This is a genomic window from Janthinobacterium sp. Ant5-2-1, from assembly GCF_001445815.1.
GTDB classification, from domain to species: domain Bacteria; phylum Pseudomonadota; class Gammaproteobacteria; order Burkholderiales; family Burkholderiaceae_D; genus Janthinobacterium; species Janthinobacterium lividum_E.
Window position 1 is genome coordinate 73,489 of sequence record NZ_LNCE01000031.1, and the last position, 23,175, is coordinate 96,663.

24 protein-coding genes are annotated in these 23,175 nt (G+C 63.3%); 15 read left to right on the forward strand and 9 right to left on the reverse strand.

Features of this window, described 5'->3' with window-relative positions:
* Positions 1-2 precede the first annotated feature (2 nt).
* The 4 genes from phbB to ASN89_RS11130 form a co-directional block, all read right to left on the reverse strand.
* Positions 3-743, reverse strand: a complete 741-nt coding sequence (gene phbB, locus ASN89_RS11115) for an acetoacetyl-CoA reductase (RefSeq protein ID WP_035823615.1) — start codon at positions 741-743, stop codon at positions 3-5.
* Between the two features lie 213 nt (positions 744-956).
* Entirely contained in the window at positions 957-2,135 is a 1,179-nt protein-coding gene (locus ASN89_RS11120) for an acetyl-CoA C-acetyltransferase (RefSeq protein ID WP_035823614.1), read from the reverse strand.
* 214 nt (positions 2,136-2,349) lie between these two features.
* Positions 2,350-2,835, reverse strand: a complete 486-nt coding sequence (locus ASN89_RS11125; protein ID WP_052755456.1) for a phasin family protein — start codon at positions 2,833-2,835, stop codon at positions 2,350-2,352.
* 129 nt (positions 2,836-2,964) lie between these two features.
* Positions 2,965-3,873 carry a LysR family transcriptional regulator gene (locus tag ASN89_RS11130; RefSeq protein WP_046681913.1) on the reverse strand — a complete coding sequence of 303 codons (909 nt, stop codon included), beginning with the start codon at positions 3,871-3,873 and terminating at the stop codon, positions 2,965-2,967.
* A 118-nt stretch (positions 3,874-3,991) separates the two neighbouring features.
* Here ASN89_RS11130 and metE point away from each other — a divergent pair, with 118 nt between their 5' ends.
* The 4 genes from metE (at position 3,992) to minE (ending at position 8,406) form a co-directional block, all read left to right on the forward strand.
* Positions 3,992-6,322: a 5-methyltetrahydropteroyltriglutamate--homocysteine S-methyltransferase gene (gene metE / locus ASN89_RS11135; protein ID WP_058049321.1), complete on the forward strand. Its 2,331-nt coding sequence runs from the start codon at positions 3,992-3,994 to the stop codon at positions 6,320-6,322.
* Positions 6,323-6,550: 228 nt separating this feature from the next.
* Positions 6,551-7,300 (forward strand): septum site-determining protein MinC, encoded by a 750-nt coding sequence (gene minC, locus ASN89_RS11140; RefSeq protein WP_058049322.1) that lies wholly within the window; start codon positions 6,551-6,553, stop codon positions 7,298-7,300.
* A gap of 37 nt (positions 7,301-7,337) precedes the next feature.
* Positions 7,338-8,153: a septum site-determining protein MinD gene (minD, locus tag ASN89_RS11145; RefSeq protein ID WP_034752889.1), complete on the forward strand. Its 816-nt coding sequence runs from the start codon at positions 7,338-7,340 to the stop codon at positions 8,151-8,153.
* A 1-nt stretch (position 8,154) separates the two neighbouring features.
* Positions 8,155-8,406, forward strand: coding sequence for a cell division topological specificity factor MinE (minE, locus tag ASN89_RS11150; protein ID WP_034752886.1), 252 nt, complete (start codon positions 8,155-8,157; stop codon positions 8,404-8,406).
* A gap of 3 nt (positions 8,407-8,409) precedes the next feature.
* On the opposite strand, the gene ASN89_RS11155 is transcribed toward minE, so the two are convergent.
* Positions 8,410-8,913: a hypothetical protein gene (locus ASN89_RS11155; RefSeq protein WP_058049323.1), complete on the reverse strand. Its 504-nt coding sequence runs from the start codon at positions 8,911-8,913 to the stop codon at positions 8,410-8,412.
* Positions 8,914-9,081: 168 nt separating this feature from the next.
* Between ASN89_RS11155 and ASN89_RS11160 the strand changes: the two genes are divergently transcribed.
* The 7 genes from ASN89_RS11160 (at position 9,082) to ASN89_RS11190 (ending at position 16,670) form a co-directional block, all read left to right on the forward strand.
* Positions 9,082-9,771: a response regulator transcription factor gene (locus tag ASN89_RS11160; protein WP_046681910.1), complete on the forward strand. Its 690-nt coding sequence runs from the start codon at positions 9,082-9,084 to the stop codon at positions 9,769-9,771.
* Between the two features lie 81 nt (positions 9,772-9,852).
* Complete coding sequence (gene hemA, locus ASN89_RS11165; RefSeq protein ID WP_046681909.1) at positions 9,853-11,127, forward strand: glutamyl-tRNA reductase; 1,275 nt, start codon at positions 9,853-9,855, stop codon at positions 11,125-11,127.
* An 87-nt stretch (positions 11,128-11,214) separates the two neighbouring features.
* Positions 11,215-12,291 carry a peptide chain release factor 1 gene (gene prfA, locus ASN89_RS11170; RefSeq protein ID WP_046681908.1) on the forward strand — a complete coding sequence of 359 codons (1,077 nt, stop codon included), beginning with the start codon at positions 11,215-11,217 and terminating at the stop codon, positions 12,289-12,291.
* Positions 12,292-12,465: 174 nt separating this feature from the next.
* Positions 12,466-12,936: a disulfide bond formation protein B gene (locus ASN89_RS11175; RefSeq protein WP_058049360.1), complete on the forward strand. Its 471-nt coding sequence runs from the start codon at positions 12,466-12,468 to the stop codon at positions 12,934-12,936.
* A gap of 11 nt (positions 12,937-12,947) precedes the next feature.
* Positions 12,948-13,778 (forward strand): peptide chain release factor N(5)-glutamine methyltransferase, encoded by an 831-nt coding sequence (gene prmC, locus ASN89_RS11180; protein ID WP_058049324.1) that lies wholly within the window; start codon positions 12,948-12,950, stop codon positions 13,776-13,778.
* 215 nt (positions 13,779-13,993) lie between these two features.
* Positions 13,994-15,598 carry a glutamate--cysteine ligase gene (gene gshA, locus ASN89_RS11185; RefSeq protein ID WP_058049325.1) on the forward strand — a complete coding sequence of 535 codons (1,605 nt, stop codon included), beginning with the start codon at positions 13,994-13,996 and terminating at the stop codon, positions 15,596-15,598.
* Between the two features lie 28 nt (positions 15,599-15,626).
* Positions 15,627-16,670, forward strand: coding sequence for a histone deacetylase family protein (locus tag ASN89_RS11190; RefSeq protein WP_058049326.1), 1,044 nt, complete (start codon positions 15,627-15,629; stop codon positions 16,668-16,670).
* 81 nt (positions 16,671-16,751) lie between these two features.
* Here ASN89_RS11190 and ASN89_RS11195 read toward each other — a convergent pair whose 3' ends face one another.
* A complete protein-coding gene (locus ASN89_RS11195; protein ID WP_152988539.1) occupies positions 16,752-17,534 on the reverse strand; it encodes a LytR/AlgR family response regulator transcription factor in 783 nt (260 codons plus the stop codon).
* On the reverse strand, positions 17,521-18,786 hold the full coding sequence (locus tag ASN89_RS11200; protein WP_046681903.1) for a histidine kinase: 1,266 nt from the start codon (positions 18,784-18,786) through the stop codon (positions 17,521-17,523). The genes ASN89_RS11195 and ASN89_RS11200 overlap by 14 nt, the downstream gene beginning before the upstream one ends.
* A gap of 284 nt (positions 18,787-19,070) precedes the next feature.
* Here ASN89_RS11200 and ASN89_RS11205 point away from each other — a divergent pair, with 284 nt between their 5' ends.
* Positions 19,071-19,496, forward strand: a complete 426-nt coding sequence (locus ASN89_RS11205) for an organic hydroperoxide resistance protein (RefSeq protein WP_034783746.1) — start codon at positions 19,071-19,073, stop codon at positions 19,494-19,496.
* Between the two features lie 61 nt (positions 19,497-19,557).
* On the opposite strand, the gene ASN89_RS11210 is transcribed toward ASN89_RS11205, so the two are convergent.
* Positions 19,558-20,400 carry a type 1 glutamine amidotransferase domain-containing protein gene (locus ASN89_RS11210; protein WP_058049328.1) on the reverse strand — a complete coding sequence of 281 codons (843 nt, stop codon included), beginning with the start codon at positions 20,398-20,400 and terminating at the stop codon, positions 19,558-19,560.
* Positions 20,401-20,508: 108 nt separating this feature from the next.
* On the opposite strand from ASN89_RS11210, the gene ASN89_RS11215 reads away from it, so the two are divergent.
* The 3 genes from ASN89_RS11215 to ASN89_RS11225 are packed head-to-tail and all read left to right on the forward strand — an operon-like array spanning position 20,509 to position 22,604.
* Positions 20,509-21,417, forward strand: a complete 909-nt coding sequence (locus tag ASN89_RS11215) for a LysR family transcriptional regulator (protein ID WP_058049329.1) — start codon at positions 20,509-20,511, stop codon at positions 21,415-21,417.
* Between the two features lie 39 nt (positions 21,418-21,456).
* Entirely contained in the window at positions 21,457-21,930 is a 474-nt protein-coding gene (locus ASN89_RS11220; protein ID WP_058049330.1) for a GNAT family N-acetyltransferase, read from the forward strand.
* A complete protein-coding gene (locus ASN89_RS11225; protein ID WP_058049331.1) occupies positions 21,927-22,604 on the forward strand; it encodes a diphthine--ammonia ligase in 678 nt (225 codons plus the stop codon). Before ASN89_RS11220 ends, ASN89_RS11225 begins: the two co-directional genes overlap by 4 nt.
* 66 nt (positions 22,605-22,670) lie before the next feature.
* On the opposite strand, the gene ASN89_RS11230 is transcribed toward ASN89_RS11225, so the two are convergent.
* Positions 22,671-23,132: an FKBP-type peptidyl-prolyl cis-trans isomerase gene (locus ASN89_RS11230; protein WP_138828949.1), complete on the reverse strand. Its 462-nt coding sequence runs from the start codon at positions 23,130-23,132 to the stop codon at positions 22,671-22,673.
* Positions 23,133-23,175: the final 43 nt, after the last annotated feature.

The window sequence follows — 23,175 nt, forward strand, 5'->3', positions numbered from 1 at the left end:
GATTACGACATGTGCTGGCCGCCGTTGATGGAAATGTTGGCGCCCGTGACGAACGCCGCTTCATCGGAAGCCAGGTAGGCGACCAGGCCGGCCACTTCTTCCGGCTTGCCCAGGCGCGCCATCGGAATTTGCGGGATGATTTTGCTGTCGAGCACTTCCTGCGGAATTGCCATGACCATCTTGGTGCCGATGTAGCCTGGCGAGATGGTGTTGACGGTGACGTTCTTGCGCGCCACTTCCAGCGCCAGCGACTTGGTGAAACCATGCATGCCGGCTTTCGCGGCCGAATAGTTGGTCTGGCCGAAGGCGCCCTTCTGGCCGTTCACGGACGAGATATTGATGATGCGGCCCCAGCCGCGTTCCACCATGCCGTCGCAGACGGGCTTGGTCATGTTGAAGACGGAATCAAGGTTGGTGCCCATCACGGCGTCCCAATTCGGCTTGTCCATCTTCTTGAACGTCATGTCGCGCGTGATGCCGGCGTTATTCACCAGCACGTCGACAGGACCGATTTCCGCTTCCACGGCAGCCACGCAGGCAGCCGCCGAATCGTAGTCGGCCACGTCGCACGGGTACGCCTTGAAGTCATAGCCCATGTCCTTCGTCGTCGCCAGCCATTCCGCGACCTTCGGATTGCCTGGGGAATATGTGGTCACCACGCGATAGCCGAGGGCCGCCAGCTTGAAACACACCGCTTCGCCCAGACCGCCCATGCCACCAGTTACCAATGCAACTCTTGCCATTTTCATCCCCTCAGTGTCGTTCTATTGCTAAAAAGTTAATAATTTGCTTAAAGCTATACTGTCCCACCGGTCCAATCCAGCGGCGGATTACATCGAACCTGACCGTAGCGAGCGGCAGCGAGTTGTGGCTAAGAAGCGCAACCGTGCGTTAGCACGGTGAGCATCGCAGGCCGCAAATCGCGACGCGCAGTAGGTTAGGTTCGATGTCCACCATTAGTCCCGTTCGATCGCTAGAGCAACACCCATGCCGCCGCCGATGCACAAGGCTGCCAAGCCTTTCTTGGCGTCGCGGCGTATCATTTCGTGGATCAGGGTGACCAAAATGCGCGCGCCGGACGCGCCGATCGGGTGGCCGATGGCGATCGCGCCGCCGTTCACGTTGATCTTGCTGGTATCCCAGCCCATTTCCTTGTTGACGGCAATCGCTTGCGCGGCAAACGCTTCATTGATTTCCATCAGGTCCAGCTCTTCATGCGTCCAGCCGGCTTTTTTCAGGCACAAACGCGATGCGGAGACGGGACCCATGCCCATGACGGCCGGGTCCAGGCCCGACGAGGCGTAAGCCTTGATGCGCGCCAGCGGCTTCAAGCCCAGTTCTTTCGCTTGCGAAGCGGACATCATGATGACGGCGGCGGCGCCGTCGTTCAGGCCCGACGCATTGCCGGCGGTAACAGTGCCGTCCTTGGCGAACGCGGGGCGCAGGCCGGACAGCGATTCCAGGGTCGAACCTGGCTTGATGTATTCATCGCTGTCGAAGACGACGGTGCCTTTTTTGTTGGCGATTTCCAGCGGCAGGATCTCATCCTTGAACTTGCCCGCTTTTTGCGCCGCTTCCGCTTTCAGCTGCGACTGCAGCGCGAATTCATCCTGCTCGGCGCGCGTCACTTCGTATTTCTTGGCAACGTTTTCCGCCGTGATGCCCATGTGGTACTGGTTGTACACGTCCCACAGGCCGTCGACGATCATGGTGTCGATCATCTTGAAGTCGCCCATGCGGAAACCGTCGCGCGAACCGTTCATCGCGTGCGGCGAAGCGCTCATGTTTTCCTGGCCGCCGGCGATGATGATGTTGGCGTCGCCGCACTTGATCGCTTGCGCCGCCAGGTGCGTGGCCTTCAGGCCGCTGCCGCAAACCTTGTTGATGGTAAATGCCGGGATCGAGCTGGGCAGGCCAGCCTTGATGACGGCCTGGCGCGCGGCGTTCTGGCCGACGGCGGCCGTCAGCACCTGGCCCAGGATCGCTTCGCCGATCAGGTTCGGGTCGATGCCGGTTTGTGCCAGCAAGCCCTTGATTACATGCGCGCCCAGTTCGGACGCAGGAATCTTGGCCAGACTGCCACCGAATTTGCCGACTGCGGTACGGCCGGCGGCCACGATTACGACATCATCCATTTATTTCTCCGATATGCAGGCCACGAGGGCCAAGGTCAAGGTACTAATAGAATCCAATGAGAATCCGGGGAAGACACAGCAAGCTGCGTTTCATTCTAGCGCGGCATGCGCCGCAGTTCCAGCGCCGCACCGCAGGCGGCGGCGATGACAGCCTGCTTGCGGTGGCAACGGGCGGACTGGCGCGGCGGATAGCCGCTGCCGGGCCGCAACACGCTTACGCCTGGCGAACAGGACGCGTGTTTTTATTTTTATCATACCCTTCATCGGCGCCGCCGAAAGTGGTTTTTAGAAAATTATTGAAGGGAATAATCAGAGGTACGGGGGTTTGCTTTACTACTTGCAACAGCTCGCCAAATTTTTGACGCGATGCAGCAAACTCACCCTTTGTCACAGTCTCGAATTTCTCCTGGGTTTCTTGGGCAACATCCTTTGCCTGGCGGCCATACGCACCGATACGTTCGATGGCCAGTTGCGACTGCGCGCGCGACAGCTGCAGCAGCGCTTGCGTATCCTTCACGGACAGCAGCTGATTGCCCGCCACCGTAGCGGCGGCCAGCGCCGAGCGGGCCGCATCGAGTTGCAAGTCCAGCACGCTGGCGCCGCTGTCGACGGCGGCCTGGGCATACGCTTGCGCGCTGATCAATTGCGCTTCCACCACGGCCTTGCCGGCCAGTGCCCATTGTTCGGAAAATGAAAACATGTCGTTTCTCCCCAAAGAGTAGACGGCGCCATGTTGCGCCGCACAGTGCTCAACTGTAAGCGGTGGTTCATTACTGAACCTTGATATATCTCAAGCTTTGCTGTTGGTTTGTTTCCAACTCAACGTTGATCAAGACAACAACTTGATACCATCGAGCGAGGCCGCGCACTGCTCGCGTATCACGCTGACGAAATCACGCACGTACGCCTTGTCCTGCAGATGGTCTGGCACGGAGACATACAAATCGCTCCACAAGCCATGCTCGCCCACCGGGCGCGCCACCACATAATCGTAATCGACGTAATTCTTGATGGCCCAGTTCGGCAAGGCGGCAATGCCGCGCCGGCTCGCCACCAATTGCAGCACGGCGACCGTCAATTCGGCCGTGCGACGCTCAAACTGGATGCCGGCCGGCCGCAGCACTTCGCGGATCAGGTCGATGCGCTCTTCCGGCACGGGATAGGTAATCAAGGTCTCGCCCGTAAAATCGGCCGCCATCAGCCGGCGCTGCGCCTGCAGCCGGTGCTTCTGCGCCATCACCACCAGCATTTCAAAGCGGAACAGGGGAAACACGGTGAAGTCGGGACCATACGGCGAACCGATCACGAGATCGGCCTCGCCCGAACGCAGCAAGTCCGCCGGTTCGCTGTGAAAGCCGGAGACAAGATCGATCTCCACTTCCGGCCAGCGCTGGCGGAATGCATCCATCACGGGCATGAGCCAGTCGAAACAGGTATGGCATTCGAGCGCCACCCGCAGCTGTCCCTGATCTCCCTGCGACAGGCGCGCCACGTCGCGCTCGGCCAGCTCGATCTCGGGCAGCAGCTTGTCGGCCAGCTCCAGCAGCCGGCTGCCCGTGGCCGTAAAGGCGATCGGCATCGACTTGCGCTCGAACAAGGGCGCCTTGTAGCGCTCTTCGAGCAAACGGATCTGGTGCGACAGGGCCGACTGGGTCAGGTTGAGCAGTTGCGCGGCGCGCACCAGGCTGCCGGACGAACGCAGGGCACTCAGGGTGCGCAGGTGGCGGATTTCTAGCATCGGAAAAGTGGGATCTGTACGTGAATTATTTTCATGTTATTCGGCAAAATGTTTCGTTTTGATTATAGATCAAGTTGCCGCACACTCTAGCGCATTCACATTAAATCTCGATGACATCATGACCATTCGTACCCACATCCTTGGCTTTCCCCGTATCGGCGCCGCGCGTGAACTGAAATTGGCGCTGGAAAGCCACTGGCGCGGCGAGCTGTCCGAAACAGCGCTGGAAGCGACGGGCCAGCAACTGCGCGCGCGCCACTGGGCATTGCAAAGGGACGCCGGGCTCGATTACGTCACCGTGGGCGACTTCGCCTTTTACGACCAGGTCGCCAACCATATCCAGCTGCTGGGCTGCGAACCGGCGCGTTTTGACTTTGCGCCAGAGCAATCGCCCCTGTCGCGCTATTTCGCGATGGCGCGCGGTGAAGAAACGCATGCGGAGCACGCGGGCTGCGGCCACGCGCACCATGCACACGCCGCAGGCACTGCCGCGCTGGAAATGACCAAGTGGTTTGACACCAATTACCATTATCTGGTGCCCGAATTGTCGCCGCAGACCCAATTTTCTCTCGCTTGCGAGCGCCTGCTGGCGGAAGTGGCCGAAGCGCAGGCGCTGGGCCACCAGGTCAAGGCGGCCCTGATCGGCCCCCTCACCTTCCTGTGGCTGGGCAAGGAAAAGACGCCAGGCGAGTCGAGCTTCGACCGCCTGGCCCTGCTGGAACAATTGCTGCCCGTCTACGGCGCCCTGCTCGACCGCCTCAAGCAGCAAGGCGTGACATGGGTACAGGTCGACGAACCGATCCTGGGCCTGGACTTGCCCAGCGCGTGGCGCAGCGCTTTCGAGAGCACCTATTGGCAGTTGAACCAGGCAGGCGTGAATATATTGCTGGCCACGTATTTCTCGCCGCTGGAAGAAAACCTCAGCCTGGCCTGCCGCCTGCCCGTGGCCGGCCTGCACGTGGACGGCATCCGCGCGCCGCATGAACTGATCAGTGTCACGGACTGGCTGCCCGCGCATAAAGTCTTGTCGATCGGCATCGTCGATGGCCGCAATATCTGGCGTACCGACCTCGACGCGGCCCTGGCCGTGCTGCAGCCGCTGGCGGCCAAGCGCAACGGCCACCTGTGGCTGGCGCCGTCGTGCTCACTGCTGCACGTGCCGTTCAGCCTGGAAGCGGAAACGGAACTCGACGGTGAAATCCGGACCTGGCTGGCGTTTGCCACGGAAAAACTGGCAGAAATCGCTGTCCTCAAGGAGGCGCTCGCGGGCCATCCCGATGACGCTGCGCTGGCCGCCTTGGCCATTTCTCGCCAGGCCATCGCCGGGCGCCGCGCCAGCCCCCGTGTGCACCGTCCGCAAGTGGCGCAGCGCCTGCAAGCGCTCACGCCCACCGTGGACCGCCGCGATTCCAGCTTCCCGCTGCGCCAGGCCGTGCAGCGCGCGCGTTTCCAGTTGCCCGACTTCCCGACGACGACCATCGGTTCCTTCCCCCAGACGACGGCCATCCGCGCCGCGCGCGCCAGTTTCAAGCAAGGCGAACTTGGGGGCGCCGAGTATGAAGCACAGATGCGCGCCGAAATCGCCCACGCCGTGGGGCGCCAGGAGGCGCTGGGCCTGGACGTGCTCGTGCATGGCGAAGCGGAACGCAACGACATGGTCGAATACTTCGGCGAGCAGCTGGACGGTTTTATGTTTACCCGCCACGGCTGGGTGCAATCGTACGGCTCGCGCTGCGTCAAGCCGCCCGTCATCTACGGCGACGTGCAGCGCCCGGCCGCCATGACGGTGGCTTGGACGGTACACGCGCAAAGCCTGACGCATAAACCGGTGAAGGGCATGCTGACGGGACCGGTGACGATCCTGCAATGGTCGTTCGTGCGCGACGACCAGCCGCGCGCCACCACGACGCTGCAGCTGGCTCTGGCCATCCGCGACGAAGTGGCAGACCTGGAAACGGCCGGCATCGGCATCATCCAGATCGACGAACCGGCCATCCGCGAAGGCTTGCCGCTGCGCCGCGGCCAGTGGGACGCCTACCTGGACTGGGCCACGCGCGCCTTCCGTATCGCCGCGTCCGTCGTCAGCGACGCGACGCAGATCCACACCCACATGTGCTATGCCGAGTTCAACGACATCCTGCCGCAGATCGCCGCCATGGATGCCGACGTCATCACGATCGAGACGAGCCGCTCCGGCATGGAACTGCTGACAGGCTTTGGCCAGTTCCAGTATCCGAACGAAATCGGCCCCGGCGTGTACGACATCCACTCGCCGCGCATCCCCTCGACGCCCGACATGGTGACATTGCTGCAAAAAGCCAGCGCCGTGATTCCACCGGCCCATTTATGGGTCAACCCGGATTGCGGCTTGAAGACGCGGGGCTGGGTGGAAACGGAGGCGGCGTTGAAAAACATGGTGGCGGCGGCGCGGCAGATGCGCGCGGCTTGATCCAGGACTGCGCCGCCAAGGCGCATTCTCGGCGGCTTTCGGGGTGGCGCACCGGTTTTCCGGGGCGCCGCCCGTTTTTTTTGACATGAAGTGGGTGTTGCCCTGCGGAATAGCACGCGCCAGGCCCCTGACGCCGATTTTTTTGCAGTAGAATGCAAGAAATTTACTGCTCCCATTGTTGCCGCACGGAACATCTGGCCTGCCGCAGTTTCACTTTGATAAATGTTTATGTCCAAAAGCCCGTCGCAGAAGCCTATCGAAATCAAGATTTCCACCGTCGTTGCTGTCTCCGCCATCATGCATAGCGCCGATACGCAGGCACTCGATGCCGCCTTGCGCGACATGACGGGCGGCGTGGCCGACTTTTTCGAGGACGACCTGGCCGTGCTGGACGTGGCAGCCTTGCCGCCCGGCAGCGTGCCCATCGACTGGGCCGCTTTGGTCGCCCTGCTGAAAAAATACCGTTTGAATGCCGTGGCCGTGCGCAATGCGCCGGCCGACATGCATGACGCCATCCTGGCGCAAGGCTTGAGCCTCGACAGCGGCAAGACGCGCGACGATGCGCCGCCCAAGGATGGCGCCAAGGATACGCCCACGGCGGCCGCCCAGGCGGGCGCCGACGCCCAGGTGATGGTCATCGACACGCCCGTGCGGGCCGGCCAGCGCATTTATGCGCGCGGCTGCGACCTGATCATTACCGCTGTCGTCAACAATGGCGCCGAAATCATCGCCGACGGCAGCATCCATGTGTATTCCTCGCTGTACGGCCGCGCGCTGGCCGGCGCCTCGGGCAATGCCCAGGCGCGCATCTTCGCGCTGGCCATGGAACCGGAACTGGTCTCGATCGCCGGCGTGTACCGCACGTTCGAGGATGGTTTCCCTGCGGAAATGGCGCGCGGACCCGCGCAAATTCGTTTGGCTGGAGACAGAATCGATATACACTCTGTCAATCCGGTCACTCCCGTGAACCGCTCTTAAGCTGCACAATTCAAGAGATATCTGAAAAGGATTATTTGTGGCAAGAATTATTGTTGTGACGTCCGGCAAGGGCGGTGTCGGCAAGACGACCTCTAGCGCCAGTTTTTCCACTGGCCTGGCCATGCGCGGCCACAAGACAGCCGTGCTCGACTTCGACGTGGGCCTGCGTAACCTCGACCTGATCATGGGTTGCGAGCGCCGCGTCGTCTACGACCTGATCAATGTGATCAACAAAGAGGCCACCCTGAACCAGGCCCTGATCAAGGACAAGCACTGCGACAACCTGTTCATCCTGCCCGCGTCGCAAACGCGCGACAAGGATGCCTTGTCGGAAGAAGGCGTGGAACGCGTGTTGAACGACCTGATCAACATGGGTTTCGAGTTCATCATCTGCGATTCGCCGGCCGGCATCGAGCATGGCGCGCTGATGGCGCTGACGTTCGCCGACGAAGCCATCATCGTCACCAACCCGGAAGTGTCGTCGGTGCGCGATTCGGACCGCATCCTCGGCATCCTGCAAGCCAAATCGCGCCGCGCGCAGACGGGCGGCGAGCCGGTCAAGGAACATTTGCTGATCACCCGCTACTCGCCGAAACGCGTGGAATCGGATGAAATGCTGTCCTACCAGGACGTGCAGGAAATCCTGCGCATCCCGCTGGTGGGCATCATTCCGGAGTCGGAGCAAGTACTGGCCGCCTCGAACCAGGGCAATCCGGCCATCCATTTCACGGGCACGGACGTGGCGCAAGCCTATGAAGACGTGGTCTCGCGTTTCCTCGGCGAAGAAGTCGAGTTGCGCTTTACCAACTATGAAAAGCCTGGATTACTCCAGCGCATTTTTGGGGCGAAGTGATATGGCCTTGCTTTCTTTCCTCTTCCCCCCCAAGCCGAAGACGGCCACCGCGGCCAAGGAACGCCTGCAGATCATCATCGCCCGCGAACGCAGCGGACGCGATGGTCCGGACTTCCTGCCCGCCCTGCACAAGGAATTGATCGCCGTCATTTCCAAGTACACCAAGGTGAATGCCGACGACATCAAGATTTCGCTGGACCGCCAGGGCAACCTGGAGGTGCTCGACGTCAACGTGGTGCTGCCGGACGCGTAATAGTTAATCCGGCCTGACCGTGAGCAATTCCTGCGCCACCGCGGCGCAGGCGTTCACGTGCTGGTTGCCGATCTGGCGGAACACGGCGTAGCCGATGGCCGCCGCCACCGCCTGGCCGGCAAACGGCACGAAGCGCGCCACCTGCTTGGTGGCTATCTTGATGCCACTGCGCTTGAGCAGGTGAAGGATCAGTTCGCGCGACACCAGCTTCCCAACCAGCATGCCGCCCATGCCCACCGCCGCGCGGTAGGCCATCATCTTGAACTGCGGGTTCAGGCGCTCGATCTGCTCGGGCGTGAGGCCGAATTCGTGGTTGATATCGTTGATCAGCATGGAAAACAGGCCCACGTCGGACATCAGGTCGATGCCGGGAATGGGAATGGCCGAGGCGCCCGCCGACATCATGGCGCGCCGCTGCACCAGGCGCCGGCAACGCTCGCGCACTTGCTCGATTTCCGCACGACTGGCCGGTATCAGTGTCCAATCGGTAGTGCTCTTGTCTGACATGGCCGTTTCTCCACAGTAGGGGGTAGATGAACAAGTGTAACGTAAAGGGTCTGCCCTCCGATTTCACTGGACACAGTTGCAATCTCTGTTATATTTCACTTGAGCATTCCTTAACATTACGATAAGCAGAGCAGACCGTCTGTTTGTTGCTACACACTCCAGCCAATTATGCGAATTGCCGTACTCGATAGCGACCATAGCCAGGCAGAACTGATCTGCCAGGTGCTCACCGCCGCCGGCCACGCTTGCCACGAGTTTCAGAGTGGCAAGGAAATGCTGGGGCAACTGCGCAAGGACAGTTGCGACATGCTCATCCTCGACTGGCATGTGAGCGATCTGGACGGTGCGGAAGTCTTGCGCCGTGCCCGGGAAAAACTGGCGCCGAAGGCGCCCGTGTTGTTTATGACCAACAGTTCCGGTGAAGACGACGTGGTGGCGGGCATGACGGCAGGTGCCGACGACTACATGATCAAGCCCCTGCGGCGCAGCGAACTGACCTTGCGCACCCAGGCGCTGCTGCGCGTGGCGTATCCGGCCCAGAATGGCGCCGAGTACTTGCAATTCGGTCATTACACGTTTGAAACCCGCCCCGGCCGCCTGCTGCGCGATGGCGAAGTACTGGACGTAACGCACAAGGAATTCGCCCTGGCGCTGCTGTTTTTCCGCAACCTGGGCCGGCCCCTGTCGCGCGCCTACATCCACGAAGCCGTGTGGCAGCGCGACACGGCCCTGCCTTCGCGCACCATGGATACCCACGTCTCGCGCGTGCGCAACAAGCTGCAGCTGAAACCGGAACACGGCTACCGGCTCGTGCCCGTCTACAGCTATGGTTATCGCCTGGAAAAACTGGGCGGCTGAATGGCGGCAAACGGCTGACCTGCTCAAAGCGCGGGCACAAAGCGCTATAATGTCGGCATAAGTCACCCCAACAGCCCTGAAATGCAACTGCTCGCCGTCGGTCTCAACCATACCACCGCCCCAGTGTCGCTCCGCGAACAGCTGGCGTTTGCGCCTGAGCACTTGGGTTCGGCGGTGATGGCGGCGCGCACCTGGTTCCAGCGCATCGACTTGCGCGACAACGATGAAGCGGCCATCCTGTCGACGTGCAACCGCACCGAGCTGTATGCGGCCAGCCACGTGCCCAATCCGCTCGACGCGGGCGCGCATTTCCTGGCCGATTATCACAAGCTCAACTACAGCGAGCTGCGCCCCCACTTGTATATGCTGCCGCAGCACGATGCCGTGCGCCACACCTTCCGCGTCGCCTCCGGGCTCGATTCGATGGTGCTGGGCGAAACGCAGATCCTGGGGCAGATCAAGGACGCCATCCGCACGGCCGACGAGGCGGGCGGCCTGGGCACGTATCTGCACCAGTTGTTCCAGCGCAGCTTTTCCGTGGCCAAGGAAGTGCGCAGCAGCACGGAAATCGGCGCCCACAGCGTGTCCATGGCGGCCGCCGCCGTGCGCCTGTCGCAGCGCATCTTCGACAAGATCGCCGAGCAGAACGTGCTGTTCATCGGCGCCGGCGAAATGATCGAATTGTGCGCCACGCACTTTGCGGCGCAAAACCCGAAAAGCATCACCATTGCCAACCGCACCATGGAGCGGGGCGAGGAACTGGCGCACCGCTTCAACGGCAAGGCCATCCGCCTGGCGGACTTGCCGGAGCAGCTGCACCAGTTCGACATCGTCATCTCGTGCACGGCGTCATCGTTGCCGCTGCTGGGCCTGGGCCTGGTCGAGCGCGCCATCAAGGCACGCCGCCACAAGCCCATGTTCATGGTCGACCTGGCCGTGCCGCGCGATATCGAAGCGGAAGTAGGCCGTTTGAACGACGTCTTCCTGTACACGGTCGACGACCTGGGCAAGGTCGTGCAGACGGGCCTGGAAAGCCGGCAAGCGGCCGTGGCGCAAGCCGAAGCCATCATCGAGACGCGCGTGCAGTCGTTCATGAGCTGGGTCGACGACCGCGCCATGGTGCCCGTCATCCAGCATTTGCATGAAAACAGCGAATCGTTGCGCCTGATGGAAGTGGAACGGGCGCGCAAGATGCTGGCCAAGGGCGCCGATATCGACGCCGTCCTGGAAGCGCTGTCGAAAGGCTTGACGGCCAAGTTCCTGCACGGCCCGCAGCAGGCGCTGCACCACGCGCAAGGCGACGAGCGCAAACAGCTGGTCACCCTGCTGCCGAAACTGTTCCGCCCCCGCCGTTAGCGCAGCCCCGCTGGCCGCCCGCGCGCGGCCACCCTTGCCCGCCTGCCGGGCTTGCATCATCCCTACACTCTTTTACCGCGAATCGCTATGAAACCATCCATGCTGGCCAAACTCGATCAACTGGCGAACCGCCTGGTCGAACTCGACGAACTGCTGATGCATCCGGACGCCACGTCAAACATGGACAGCTACCGCAAGATGACGCGCGAGCACGCCGAACTGGGCCCGCTCGTGGCCCTGTACCGTTCCTACCAGGAAGCGGGCAACGATATTACGACGGCGCAAGAGATGCTGGGCGATCCGGACATGAAGGAATTCGCCCAGGAAGAAATCGAGGCAGCGAAAGCCACCATGACGCGGCTCGAACGCGAACTGCAGACCATGTTGCTGCCGAAGGACGTCAACGACGAGCGCAACATCTTCCTGGAAATTCGCGCCGGCACGGGCGGCGATGAGTCGGCGCTGTTCGCCGGCGATTTATTACGCATGTACACGCGCTTTGCCGAGCGCAACCGCTGGCAGGTGGAACTCGTGTCCTCGTCCGACTCCGACCTGGGCGGCTACCGCGAAGTGATCGTGCGCGTGGTGGGCAATGGCGCGTATTCGAAACTGAAATTCGAATCGGGCGGCCACCGCGTGCAGCGCGTGCCGGCCACGGAAACGCAGGGCCGCATCCACACGTCGGCCTGCACGGTGGCCGTGATGCCGGAAGCCGATGAAGTCGAAGACGTCAACATCAACCCGGCCGACTTGCGCATCGACACCTACCGCGCCTCGGGTGCCGGCGGACAGCACATCAACAAGACGGATTCGGCCGTGCGCATCACCCACTTGCCGACCGGCATTGTGGTCGAATGCCAGGATGACCGCAGCCAGCACAAGAACAAGGCGCAGGCGATGAAGGTGCTGGCCGCGCGCATCAAGGACGTGCAGTTGCGCGAACAGCAGTCGAAGGAAGCGGCCACGCGCAAGAGCCTGATCGGCTCGGGCGACCGCAGCGAGCGCATCCGCACTTACAATTTCCCGCAAGGCCGCCTGACGGACCACCGCATCAACCTGACGTTATATAAGCTGGACTTCATCATGGATGGGGATTTGACGGAGTTGACGAATGCGCTGGCGGCAGAACATCAGGCGGAGCTATTGGCGGCGCTGGGCGACTAAACGCTGACGCCGTTGCGTCGGCTTACGCTGCGCTAAGCCGACCTACGCCACAATTTGTAGGTCGGCTTGGCGCGCAGCGCGTAAGCCGACAGCTTTAAGTAGCGGCTAAGCAATAAAAATCTAGCCTTGTGCGAAAATGACCAGCTCGATTCCATCCACCTCACCGTGTCGCCCATGAAAAATTCACGCACCGTCCTCCTGTTGACCGCCGCCCTGTGTTTCCTGATGCTGGGCGTGGCCATGTATTTGCAGCACGCCATGAACATGGCGCCGTGCCCGCTGTGCGTGATCCAGCGCTACCTGTTCCTCGCCATTGGCATCGCCTGCCTGGCTGGCGCGGTGGCAAACAAACCGAAAATCGGCGCCAGCGTCGGCTTGCTGGCGGCCCTGGGCGGCCTGGGCGTGGGCGCCAAGCATTTGTACGTGCTGGCCAACCCCGGCTTCTCGTGCGGCATCGACCCGGTGGAAACGGCGCTGAACAAGGTCTTCACGGCCGAACTCATGCCCTTCATGTTTGAATCGTACGGCGCCTGCGAAAACGCCGGCGAACCGTTTTTCGGCCTGTCGATCCCGCAATGGGCATTCGCCTGGTTCGCCATCTTCGCCATCGCCATGCTGTGGACTTTGCTGCGCCGTCAGAAATAATCGAAAGCACCATGCCAGAAACCTTGATTCCCGCCGGCAGCACTGTCGGCGCCCTGCAAATCCGTCCACTGCTCGATCCGCTCGATAACCGCATCCTGCTGGGCCACGCGCTGGGCCTGTCGCGCGTGTCGCTGATCACGCAATCGGAGCGCGTGCTCACTCCCAACGAAACGGAACGGCTGTCGAGCTTGCTGGCGCGCCGCCTGCAGGGCGAGCCGATCGCCTACATCGTCGGCCAGCGCGAATTTTTCGGCCTGCCGTTCGAAGTGAACGACGCCGTGCTGATCCCCCGCCCCGACACGGAAGTGCTGGTGGAACTGGCGCTCGATCGACTGCCGCCCGGCGGACGGGTGCTCGACATGGGCACGGGCAGCGGCGCCATCGCCGTTGCGCTGGCGCACACGCGCCCCGACGCCGTCGTCACGGCCCTGGACGTGAGCAGCGCGGCGCTGGCCGTGGCGCGCCGCAACGCCAGCGCCAACGGCGTCAACATCACCTTCATGGCCAGCGACTGGTTCGAAGCGCTGGGTACGGAAAAATTCGACCTGATCGTCTCCAATCCCCCCTACATCGCCAGCGGCGACCGCCATCTGGCCGAAGGCGATTTGCGCTTCGAGCCAGCGGACGCGCTGACCGACCATGCCGATGGCCTGTCGGACCTGCGCACCATCGTCTCCGGCGCCGCGCGCCACCTGGCGACGGGCGCCTGGCTCCTGATGGAGCACGGCTACGACCAGGCGGCATCCGTGCGCAGCTTGCTGACCGACGCCGGCTACAATAAAGTGCAAAGCTGGCGCGACCTGGCCGGCATCGAACGAGTCAGCGGCGCCCGCCTGGGCTGACGGCCGCCACCTGCGCAAAGCTTGACCCGGCAGCGCGCCAGATCCCCCGCAGTTTGTTAAAATATCAAGCGAATTCCTGACCGAAGCGCCGTCCCCGTTGCCCGGGGCGGACGCTGGCGACGCGGCGTTTTTTGGGCCGGCGCCGACGCATTTGCCAAAATTCGGTTAATCTCAGCACAAATTATTTATATGCTGCACAAGAAAGGAAGCTCAAATTGCCCAACCTGTTGACTCGCCGCCTGGCATTGCTGACCGAAGATGCCAACCGCGCGCTGCTGGGCGGCTTGCGCGGCATCGAGCGTGAAACCCTGCGCGTCGACCACGCCGGCCATCTGGCTTCCACGCCCCACCCCGCCGCCCTGGGTTCGGCGCTGACGCACCCTGAAATCACCACCGATTACGCCGAAGCGCTGCTTGAATTCATCACGCCGGCCGAAGCGGACATCGGCGTCACGCTCGACAAGCTCGACACCGTGCACCGCCACGCCTACAGCCGCCTCGGCGCCGAGTTGCTGTGGAGCCAGTCGATGCCATGCCAGTTGCCGCCCGAAGCGGAGATCGAGATCGCCAACTACGGCAGCTCGAACATGGGCATGCTCAAGCACGTCTACCGGCGCGGCCTGGCCTTGCGCTACGGCAAAGCCATGCAATGCATCGCCGGCATCCATTACAACTACTCGCTCGACGAGCAGCTGTGGCAAGTGCTGGCCAGCAATCCGGACACCAGCGCCAGCGCCACGCAGGCGGCAGCCACGCCGAAAGACGTGCAGTCGGAAAGCTATCTGGCGACGATCCGCAACTTCCGCCGCTACAGCTGGCTGCTGATGTACCTGTTCGGCGCTTCGCCGGCCCTGTCCGCCGGTTTCCTGCGCGGCCGCGCGCACAAGCTCGATACCTTGTCCGACGATACCCTCTTCCTGCCGTACGCCACCAGCCTGCGCATGAGCGACCTCGGCTACCAGAACGACGCCCAGTCGGGCCTGCGCCCGCACGAAAACAGCCTGGACGACTACGTCAACGCGCTCACGCACGCCGTCAACGACCCGTATCCGCCGTATGCGGCGCTGGGTACAAAGAAGGATGGCGAGTGGATACAATTGTCCACCAACGTGTTGCAGATCGAAAATGAATACTATTCGACCATCCGCCCAAAGCGCGTGATCCGCACGGGCGAGCGGCCGATACAAGCCCTGTGCCTGCGCGGCGTGCAATACATCGAAGTGCGCTGCATGGATGTCGACCCCTTCGAACCGGTCGGCATCAGCTTGGAAACGGGCCGCTTCCTCGACGCGTTTTTGCTGTTCTGCGCGCTCGACGACAGCGGTCCCATCTCGGCCGAGCAAAGCGCCTGCTACACGAACAATTTCGCCCGCACCGTCAAGGAAGGCCGCAAGCCGGGCTTGAGCCTGCGCCGCGATGGCGAGGACATCGGCTTGCAGGCCTGGGGCGAGGAATTGCTGGCACGCATCGCCCCCGTGGCAGCGCTGCTCGACTCTCGCCATGGCGGCACGCAGCACGCGGACAGCCTGGCGGCGCAAGCCGTCAAACTGGCCAACCCGGACGCGACGCCATCGGCGAAGGTTCTGGCGGAGCTGCGCGCCAACGGCGGCTCGTTTGCCGCCTTCGGCCTGCGGCAAAGCGAACGCCATGCGGCGTTTTTCCGCGCGCATCCGCCCACGGCCGAGCAAAGCGCATATTTCGACGCGATGGCCGCCAGCTCGCTGGCCGAGCAGCGCGCCATGGAAGAAGCGGCGCCAGCCGGCAGCTTCGACGATTTCGTCGCCGCCTACCGCGCCAGCACCCTGTGCTCGCACACCTGATCCTGCCCGACTTTTTGCCTGGCGCCCCATGCTGACCTTCTACAATGAATTGCACGGCCAGCACCGGGGCCGCTTCGAGATGTTTCGCGGCACCATGGTGCCCTGCTTCGAGACGCCCGAACGGGCTGACATGGTGGTGGCCGAGCTGGGCCGGCGCAACCTGGGCCGCATCGTCACGCCGCACGGCGTGCCGCTGACGTCGCTCGAGCGCATCCACACGCCCCGCTACCTGCATTTTTTGCGCCACGCCTGGCACGACTGGCTGGCGCTCGACCCGGATAATGCGGGCAAGGATGCGCTGCCATCCGTGTGGCCCGTGCGCACCTTGCGCAGCGATATCGAACCGGACGACTTCACGGCCAAGCTGGGGCTGTACTCGATGGACAATGGCACGCCGCTGACGGCCGGCACGTGGACGGCGGCCAAGACGGGCGCCGACTGCGCCGTCAACGCGGCCCACGCGCTGCGCCTGGGCGAGCGGGCCACGTTTGCCCTCACGCGCCCGCCGGGCCACCACGCGGGCAGCGATTTCTTTGGCGGCTACTGTTTCCTGAACAACGCGGCCCTGGCCGCACAGCATCTGCTCGACGACGGCGCCCGCAAGGTCGCCATCCTCGATATCGACTACCACCACGGCAACGGCACCCAAAGCATCTTTTACCAGCGCGACGACGTGCTGTTTGCCTCGATCCACGCCGACCCACGCAATGAGTATCCGTTTTATCTGGGCCATGCCGACGAGACGGGCAGCGGCGCGGGACTCGGTTACAACGTCAACCTGCCGCTGCCGGCCGGCAGCACCACGGCCAGCTGGTTCGCCGCGCTGGAAACGGCCTGCCTGCGCATCAATATGTACGCACCCGACGCGCTGGTGGTCTCGCTCGGTGTCGACACCTTCGCCGGCGACCCGCTGTCGCACTTCGCCCTGCAAAGCGGCGACTACCTGCGCGTGGGCGAACGCCTCGCGCACCTGAACCTGCCCACCGCCTTCATCCTCGAGGGCGGCTATGCAGTGAAGGAAATCGGCATCAATGTCGTCAATGTGCTCGAAGGTTTTGAAACCGCGGAGTAATTCTGGGGTCAGCCCCCCGTCCACGTTGACGGTGAGCCTGGCGTTAGCAGTGTTGAGGGTCTGACCCCGGCTTTAGCAGCGCTACATATTCCGGAACAGACTCATGAACGGCTGGCTCACGGCCAGGGTTTCCGGCCGCGTCTTCAGGCGCAAGACACCACGTCCCACCTCGTCGCGCGTGACGGACGCCACCATCTTCATGTTGACGATGGTGGAGCGGTGGATCTGCTTGAAGATGGCCGGGTCGAGCACGTCGAGCAGTTCGCGGATCGGCTTGCGCAGCAGCGCCTCGCCGTCCGCCGTCATGACGGCCGTGTACTTGGTGTCGGACTGAAAATAGGCGATGTCTTCCACCATGATCAGCCGCGTATCCTTGCCGCTGCTGGCCGTCAGCCACACCAGCGGCGGCGATTTGGCGGCGGCCGGCAAGGCACTACTCAATTGCTGCAGCAAGCCGGCCAGCGCGCCATCGCCCGCCCGGGCCTTGCCGGCCCGCGCCCGCACGCGCTGCAGGGTCGCTTGCAGGCGCTCGCGGGCGATCGGTTTCAACAGATAATCGACGGCGCCCTTGTCGAAAGCGTCGATCGCGTACTGGTCGTAGGCCGTGACAAATACCACCTGCGTGGCGGGACTCGCTTCGAGCGCGCCGGCCGCCACTTCCAGCCCCGTCAGGCCCGGCATGCGGATGTCGAGGAAGGCGACGTCGGGCTTGTGCGTGGCGATGGCCTCGAGCGCCGTACCGCCGTCGTCGCAGGCGGCGGCGATGCGCAGTGCCGGCCACTCTTCGGCCAGCAGGGCCACGAGCGCGTCGCGCAGCAGGGTTTCATCTTCGGCGATGACGCAAGTCATCTCAGGCTGATGCATACGACACTCCTTGCGCCGTACTGTCGGGCACCGTGATGGTAGCCGTCACGCCATCGGGGAAATTGGCGACAATGGCAAACGCGGCGGCATTGCCGTAGGTCAGGCGCAGGCGTTCGCGCACATTGCGCAGGCCGATGCCCGTGCCGGCGCCATCGTCGCTGAAGCCCTTGCCGTCGTCGGCCACCGTGACGATCACCGTGCCATTGCCGCTGCGCGCCATGATCCAGATGGTGCCGCCGCCGCTTTTCGGCTCCAGGCCATGCTTGATGGCGTTTTCCACCAGGGTTTGCAGCATCATCGGCGGCAGTTCCACCTGGCGCAGGTATTGCGGCACTTCGATCTGCAGGTTCAAACGCCCGCCCATGCGGATTTTCAAAATATCGAGGTAGGCGCGCGCCCGTTCCAGCTCCGTGCCCAGGGTCGACATGGCTTGCTCCGTGCGCGGCAGCGAGTGGCGCAGGTACAGGATCAGGTTGCCCAGCATTTCATCGGCGCGCACGGGGTCGCTGCGCGTGAGCAGCTGCGCGCTGGCCAGGGTGTTGTACAGGAAGTGCGGCTCCACCTGCGCGTGCAGCAGGCTCAGTTTGGCCACCGTGAGTTCCTTTTCCGTCACCGTCTGGCGCGCCTCGGCCTGCTCGCCGCGCCGGCGCTGCGCCACGCGGCGCGTCATCGCCCGCGTCACCGCTTCCGCGTTTTCCAGGTTGCTGCCATGGTCGACGAGGAACCAGTCCGTCCAGGCATTGCGCCCCGGCTCGCAGATCAGGGTCACGCTGCCCGCCTCGCCATTCGGCGTGACGGTGGCGAGGATCTGGTTCGGCCGCGGCTCGAGGAAACCCAGCACGCGCATGCGGGGCAAGCCCGTGTGCGTGTAGGGCGCGGCACGGCGCACTCTAGCCTGCACCTGCAGGCTGTCGCGCGCGCTTTCCACCACTTCGCTGCCCGGCAATTCGCGGATGGCCGCGTCGATCATGTCGAACGCTTCGCCCGCCTCGAACGGAATCTCGATCTGGCGCCGCTGACGGCTCGACAGGGTGCCGGCATTGACGGCGCCGGCGATCAGGCGCACGCGCCGCACGTGCGAAAACGCATTCGTGATGACGGCGCTGGCCAGCAGCGCGCCGACGATGACAAAGAAGCCTTCCGTATGCCCGAAAATATGGCGCAGGAAATTCTCCACCAGGATCGCCGTGGCGATGATGTACGTGACCATCGTGGCCAAGGTGATGCGCAGGATAAAGAAGAGGCTAGTCATGATTTTTCCTTGGGGTTTGAAGTGGGCCAAGCATAACCATCGGTGCGCGCGGCGGTGGCCATTATGCGATGGAAGGCCCGTAGTGGCGACAAAGGCTGCAAAATAAAGCATCAATCCGCGCCGCCCCGAAATAAAATCGCTTGCAATTAAATAGTGCGCGATATATATTGTGTACATGGACGCCGGCAAGTGCTTCTGCAGACGGAGATCCTGGGGCGACAGCCCATGAAACAAGTAGCACACTATTTAGTAGCCACCTATTTATCTACCTAAAGGAAACCATCATGTCGATCAAACAAGTCCTGTACCGCGCTCAAGCCACCGCCACCGGAGGCCGCGAAGGCCGTGCCGTGTCGTCCGACAACGTGCTGGACGTCAAGCTGACCACGCCAAAAGAACTGGGCGGCAATGGCGCCGTCGGCACCAATCCGGAACAACTGTTTGCCGCCGGCTACTCGGCCTGCTTCATCGGCGCCATGAAATTCGTTGGCGGCCGCGACAAGATCGCCCTGCCAGCGGACCTGTCCATCGAAGGCAACGTCGGCATCGGCGCCATCGAAACGGGCTTCGGCATCGAAGTGGAACTGAAAATCTCGCTGCCAGGCATGGAGCGCGCCGCCGCCGAAGCACTGGTCGCCGCCGCCCACATCGTCTGCCCGTACTCGAACGCCACGCGCGGCAACATCGACGTCACCCTGACGATCGTCTAATCCCCGCTGCACGCACTGTACCTCCCCGGCCGCGCCCTGGCGCCGCCGGGGATTTTTTGCGTTAACGCAACACCTGCAGCGCCTGCAGCAGCCTGTCCGCCAGGGCCGGCGCCGAGGCGGGATTCTGTCCCGTGATCAGTTCGCGGTCGACCACCACGTTGCTGGTCCATGGCGCCTGGTTCTGCACATAGCGCGCGCCAGCTGCCTGCAAGCCCGATTGCGGATAGAACTTCATCGTTCCGCCCTTCAGCGCGCCTTGCGCCGCCAGCTCTTCCTGATTGCTGATGACCGTCATGCGGTAGCCGCTGTAGATCCAGTCCGCTGGCATGGGCGGCGTGCGTCCCGCTTCCAGCGCGGCCGCAAACGCTGCCGCCTGCGGCAAGGCCGACAGCAGGGCGATGGGGCCGTGGCACAGCAGCGCCGTCGGCTTGCTGTCCGCGTGGAACTGACGCAGCAAGGCGCCCAGGCCGGCGTCCTTCAACAGATCCTGCATCGGCGCGTGGCCGCCCGGCACCAGCACGGCCGCGTAGTGTCCGTAACCGATTTGCGCCACCCGTTTCAGGCTGATCACGGGCGAGCGGCCCGGCACCGTCAGCGCCAGCTGGTCCAGCAGCGCCTTGTGCGCCGCGTGCGCGGCCGCGTCGCCGCCAAAGTAATCGACCGTATCCGAGCTGGCGTCCAGGGTGGGCGCCTGGCCCTGCGGCGTGGCGAACGTCACCGTGTGGCCCGCGTCGAGCAGCTTTTTCACGGGCTGCATCAATTCATTCAGATAAAAACCCGTCGAAAAGACCTTGCCGTCGCGCAGCTCGAGGTGATTGGCGTCCGACAGCACGACGAGGACGTCGGCCGCCTGGGCGGTGGAAAAGGCGGCGAGCAACAGGCTGCTGATCAGTAATTTTTTCATGGTGTGGCCTTTCTGTAGAGAGGTCACCAGCATATTCCGAATCAAAATGGGGAAAAATGATGAATAATGCACAGCACTGATGCGTAATACGACCGAATAAGGCAACACATGGATAAATTGCAGGCAATGCAGCTGTTTCGCCGCGTGGCCGAGCTGGGCAGCTTTCGCCGCGCGGCCGACGAACTGGACTTGTCGGCCTCGTATGTGAGCCGGCGCATCGGCCAGCTGGAGCAGGAGCTGGGCGGGCGCCTGATGACGCGCACCACGCGCCAGCTGGCCCTGACGGAAACGGGCGCCGCCTATCTCGAGCACTGCCGCAAGCTGCTCGACGAGCTGGCGCAGGCGGAAGACATGGTGGCCCATTCGACGGCGCACGTGACGGGCCGTCTGCGCATCAACGCGCCGCTGACCTTGGGCGTGGGCGAGCTGGCCGAAGGCCTGGCCGATTTCATGGCCGACTGGCCCGCGCTGCGCCTGGACGTCGACCTGAAGGATGAATATGTCGACCTGGCGGCGGCCAACTACGACCTGGGCTTTCGCGTCACCACCGCGCTCAACGATTCGAGCTACGTGGCGCGCCACATCCACGACTACCGCCTGCACATCTGCTGCGCCCCCGCCTACCTGGAACGTCACGGCCCCCTGCGCGAACCCACGGACCTGACGCGCCAGCGCTGCTTCATCTACAGCCACGCGCTGTTCGGCAGCCGCTGGCCGCTGCGCCATGCGGGACCGCACAGCGACATCGAAGTGCCGAACTGGGTCCGCACGAACAACACCCTGTTCATGCGCAGCCTGATCCTGCGCGGCCTGGGCATCGGCATCCTGCCCACCTTTGTCTGCCGCGAGGAACTGGCCAGCGGCGCCCTGGTCGAGCTGTTTCCGGACATCGAGCGCCCCAGCCTGGCGCTGTTTGCCATCTATCCGTCGCGTCAGCTGGTGGCGCCCCGCGTGACGCGCTGCATCGAGCACCTGAAGCAGTGGTATGCGCAGCGCTATCCCACGCCGGCCGCGTGAAGCCGGTAAAATCACGCCACTCTCAATCAAGGATGACCCATGATCAGCTGGCAATGGAACACGTTCGACGAACTCGGCCCCCACGATTTGTACCAGGTGCTGGCCTTGCGCCAGCGCGTGTTCGTCATCGAACAGCAGTGCATTTATCCGGACCTGGACGGCCATGACCAACAAGCCATGCATTTGCTGGGCTGGCAAACGGTCGATGGCCAGCGCCGGCTGGGCGCCTACCTGCGCGTGCTGGCGCCGGGCGCCAAGTATGTGGAAATGTCGCTGGGCCGCGTGCTGACGGCGCCCGAGGCGCGCACCACGGGCGCCGGCAAACAGCTATTAACGGAAGGCATCGCCCGCGCTGAACGCCAGCACCCCGGCCACGCCGTCCGCATCGGCGCGCAGCAGTACCTGGAGCGTTTCTATCAGTCCTTCGGTTTTGTCACCGTCAGCGCGCCCTACGATGAAGATGGGATACAGCACGTCGACATGCTGCGCGCGGCGCCGGGAGCTGCGGCGTGACGACGGCCCTGATTTCCTGGAGCGGCGGCAAGGATTCCTGCCTGGCCCTGTGGCGCGCGCGCAACGCCGGCATGGCCGTTCCCCTGTTGATCACGGCCATGGATGAAGATGGCCGCAAGTCGCGCTCGCACGGCGTGCCGCCCGAGCTGCTCGCCGCGCAGGCGGCCAGCCTGGGCGCGCGCCTGCAGCGCTATCACGCCAGCTGGGCCAGCTATGAAGAGCAATTCATCGCCATGCTGCGCGCGGCCAAGGCCGAGGGCATCGATCATGCGCTGTTTGGCGACATCGACTTGCAGCCGCACCGCGACTGGGAAGAAAAAGTCTGCGCCGCGGCCGGCCTGACGGCCCACCTGCCCCTGTGGGGCGGGGACCGCCGCGCGCTGGTCGACGAATTTCTCGCCGCCGGCTTCAAGGCCATCGTCGTGTGCATCAATGGCCAGCACTTGCCGCGCGCATTTTGCGGGCGCGAGTTCGATGCGTCCTTCCTGGCCGACCTGCCGCCCGGCGTCGACGCCTGCGGCGAAAACGGCGAATTCCACACCTTCGTCTACGACGGCCCCGCCTTCAGCGCACCGGTGGCGCTGCGCCGCACGCAAGTGCTGCAATACGACGCGCCTGCCAACTTGGGCGGCGCCACGTATTACTTCCAGGAGCTGGCCCCGCCCGAGGCGTAAGGGGGCCGCCAAAGCAAAAAGGGCGATTCCGTGGAATCGCCCTTTTATTTGCTGCCCTGCGCGTGCTTACTTTTTCGTCACGCTCACCAGCTTGATCTCGAACAGCAAGCCGGCGTAGCCAGGAATCTTCGGCGCGCTGCCCGCCTTGCCATAGCCGAGGTCATACGGGATGGCCAGGGTGCGCGTGCCGCCGACCTTCATGCCGACCAGGCCGCGGTCCCAGCCCAGGATGACACGGCCGATACCCAGAGCGAAGGTAAAACCGGCGCCGTCCGGGCTCGCATCGAATTGCGTGCCTTTGTTGCCCGGCTTGCTCGCGTCATACAGCCAGCCCGTATAGGTCACCAGCAGGGTGTCGCCCGCCGCCGCTGCCGTGCCGGTGCCGACCACCGTATCGGTAATGGTCAGTTCTTTCACTTGCGTATTCGGGTCGAGCACGACCGGCTTCTCGGTGTTGGCAGCAGCACCGCAGGCGGTCAGGGCCACGGCGCAAGCGAGGGTGGCGATCATTTGAAATACCGATTTCATGGTTTCCCTTTAAATATTGGTGTGTGGCTCAGCCCGTACGGTG